This is a genomic window from Sphingobium sp. HDIP04 (genome assembly GCF_000445085.1).
In the GTDB taxonomy this organism is placed as follows: Bacteria; Pseudomonadota; Alphaproteobacteria; order Sphingomonadales; family Sphingomonadaceae; genus Sphingobium; species Sphingobium indicum.
Window position 1 is genome coordinate 1 of record NZ_ATDO01000025.1, and the last position, 2,372, is coordinate 2,372.

2 protein-coding genes are annotated in these 2,372 nt (G+C 69.9%); both read right to left on the minus strand.

Features of this window, described 5'->3' with window-relative positions:
• Nucleotides 1–103: 103 nt before the first annotated feature.
• Nucleotides 104–1,432, minus strand: a complete 1,329-nt coding sequence (locus tag L286_RS25980; protein WP_020819616.1) for a CpaF family protein — start codon at nt 1,430–1,432, stop codon at nt 104–106.
• Nucleotides 1,429–2,372: AAA family ATPase (locus tag L286_RS25985; protein WP_021222933.1), on the minus strand; the 944-nt coding region annotated here is incomplete at its 5' end. The genes L286_RS25980 and L286_RS25985, both read right to left, overlap by 4 nt.

The window sequence follows — 2,372 nt, forward strand, 5'->3', positions numbered from 1 at the left end:
AGCCGCCGGTCGATCGCCGCCCGCTGCCGCGCCTGCCGCGCCAGCAATGGCCAGCCGATCCCCATCAGGATCAGCAGCGACAATATCAGAAAGGCCGCCCCGCTCAGCACGGCCGCCCGCCCCGATAATCCCTCAGCCGCCCCGCGAAAAACGGCCGCAACGACAAAGTGCGAAATTCCCCCGTCCCCGACAGCGCGGGCTGCTCCTGAAAGGCGAACAGTTCATTGAGCGAATAGGCCTCGCCCTCCAGCCCCGTCACCTCGCTCACCGACATCACCCGCCGGCTGCCGTTGGACAGCCGCTGCAACTGCACCACCACATGCACGCTGTTGGCGATGAAGCGCCGGATCGCCCGCACGTCGCTCTGCACCCCGGCAAAGCCCAGCAGCATCTCCAGCCGGGCGAAGGCGTCCCTGGGACTATTGCCGTGCAGCGTCGCCATCGACCCGTCATGCCCGGTCGACATGGCCTGCAACATCTCCACTGCCTCGACGCCGCGCACCTCGCCCAAAATGATCCGGTCCGGCCGCATCCGCAGCGCGTTGCGCACCAGTTCGCGGCTGCTCACCTCGCGGCTGCCGTCCACCGTTGGCGGCCGCGTCTCCAGCCGCACCACATGGCTCTGCCGCAACTGCAATTCGGCGGCGTCCTCGATGGTGATCAGCCGCTCGCGGTCGCCGATGAAGGTCGACAACATGTTGAGCAGGGTCGTCTTGCCCGCCCCCGTCCCGCCGCAGATCAGGATGTTGAGCCGCGACCGCACCGCCGCGCTCAGATAGGCCGCCATGTCCGCGCTCATCACCTGGCCGGCGACGCAATCCTCGATGGTCATGCTCTGCAACCGGAATTTGCGGATCGACAGCGTCGGCCCATCCAGAGCCACCGGCGGAATGACGATATTCACCCGCGACCCGTCCGCCAGCCGCGCATCGACATAGGGGCTGGCCTCATCCACCCGCCGCCCGATAGGCCCCACGATCCGCTGGATGATGTTCATGAGGTGCGCGTCGTCGCGAAAGCGCGTCTCCACCTTCTCCAGCAACCCGCCCCGCTCGGCATAGACATGCCCCGGCCCGTTGACGATGATGTCGTCCACTCCCGGATCGCGCAGCAGCGGCGCTAGCGGCCCCATGCCCGCCACCTCATCCTCGACATCCTCGATCAGCAGCAGCCGCTCCGCGCTGTTCAGCGCCATCTGCCCACGGCGGCTGCGGCTGGCGACGACCTGCTCTATCTCCTCGCGCAGCGCCCTTGGCCCCAGCGTCTCCGCCGTCTCGCCCCGCGCCTCCAGCTGCTCGATCAACTGGGCGCAGGTCTGCGCCTTGGCGAGCTGATAGATGTCGCTCATCCGCTGCGCGGCAGGCTGGGCGACGGGCGCGATCCGCACCTCCCGCGCCGGAATGAAGCCCTCTTCGCCGGTCAGCAGGCTCATGACGCGCGCTGGACGACGCGCAGCATCGCCCCCCGCACCCGGTCGATCCCGCCGGGCTTCGGCGCGATCCCGCAAACCCGCCGGATCGCGGCCATATAGGCCCCGCCATCCGCTTCCATCGCCATCGGCCGCCCGGCGTTCAGCGCATTGCGCATCCGCGCCCGGTCGATGGGCAGCGCCAGCGCCGCGCCGACGCCCAGCGCATCCGCCATCCGCCGCCCATCCAGCAGCACGCCGGGCAGATGATCCCACACCAGCAGCCGCATCGCCTCTATCCGCTCGCGCTCCGTCCCGATCCTGTCCAGCAAGCGGCGGCACGCCTCGATCTCGCGAATGGACTGGCCGCAGAGCAATTCCACCCGATCCGCCTCCGCCACCACCTCGCGCAGCAGCCCGCCATGGCGCAGGCTTCCCGCATTCAGCACCACATGCCCGCAACAGCCCCGCAGCAGCCGGATCAGCGCCGCCAGGTCGACTGGCGTCAGTCCCGCCGGCTCGGCCCCGGTCCCGCCGTCGAAGGTCAGCAGCATCACACCGCTCGGTTCATGCCGCGCCACCGTGCTGGCCAGCAGGCTGGCGTCCAGCCGGTCCATGTCGCCGATAGCGGAGGCCAGCCCATAATCGACGACCAGGTCCAGATAGCTCGCGGCCGCGCTCGTCGGCAGGGTGCAGTCGATCAGCAGCGTCGATCCGCGCGCCGCCGTGGCGACGGCCATGTCGGTCGCCACCATCGCGCAGGCATCCCGGTCCGCGCCCAGCAGCAGCGTTAGCCGTCCCCGGCCGCCCCGGTCCGCCACCGCCTCGTTCAACAGCCGCGCCAATATGGGGGCGATCTCCCCGCGCTGCCCGTCGCGCGGAACGACGTCATGCACGCCGGCGCGAATGGCGCGCAGCAACGGCTCGGCCTCCATCTCGTCGGTCGCCAGCAGCACGGGGCGCC

Bases quoted from the DNA above. Each gene is read 5' to 3' on its own strand.
- L286_RS25980 (WP_020819616.1), bottom strand. From the start codon at position 1,432: ATGAGCCTGCTGACCGGCGAAGAGGGCTTCATTCCGGCGCGGGAGGTG.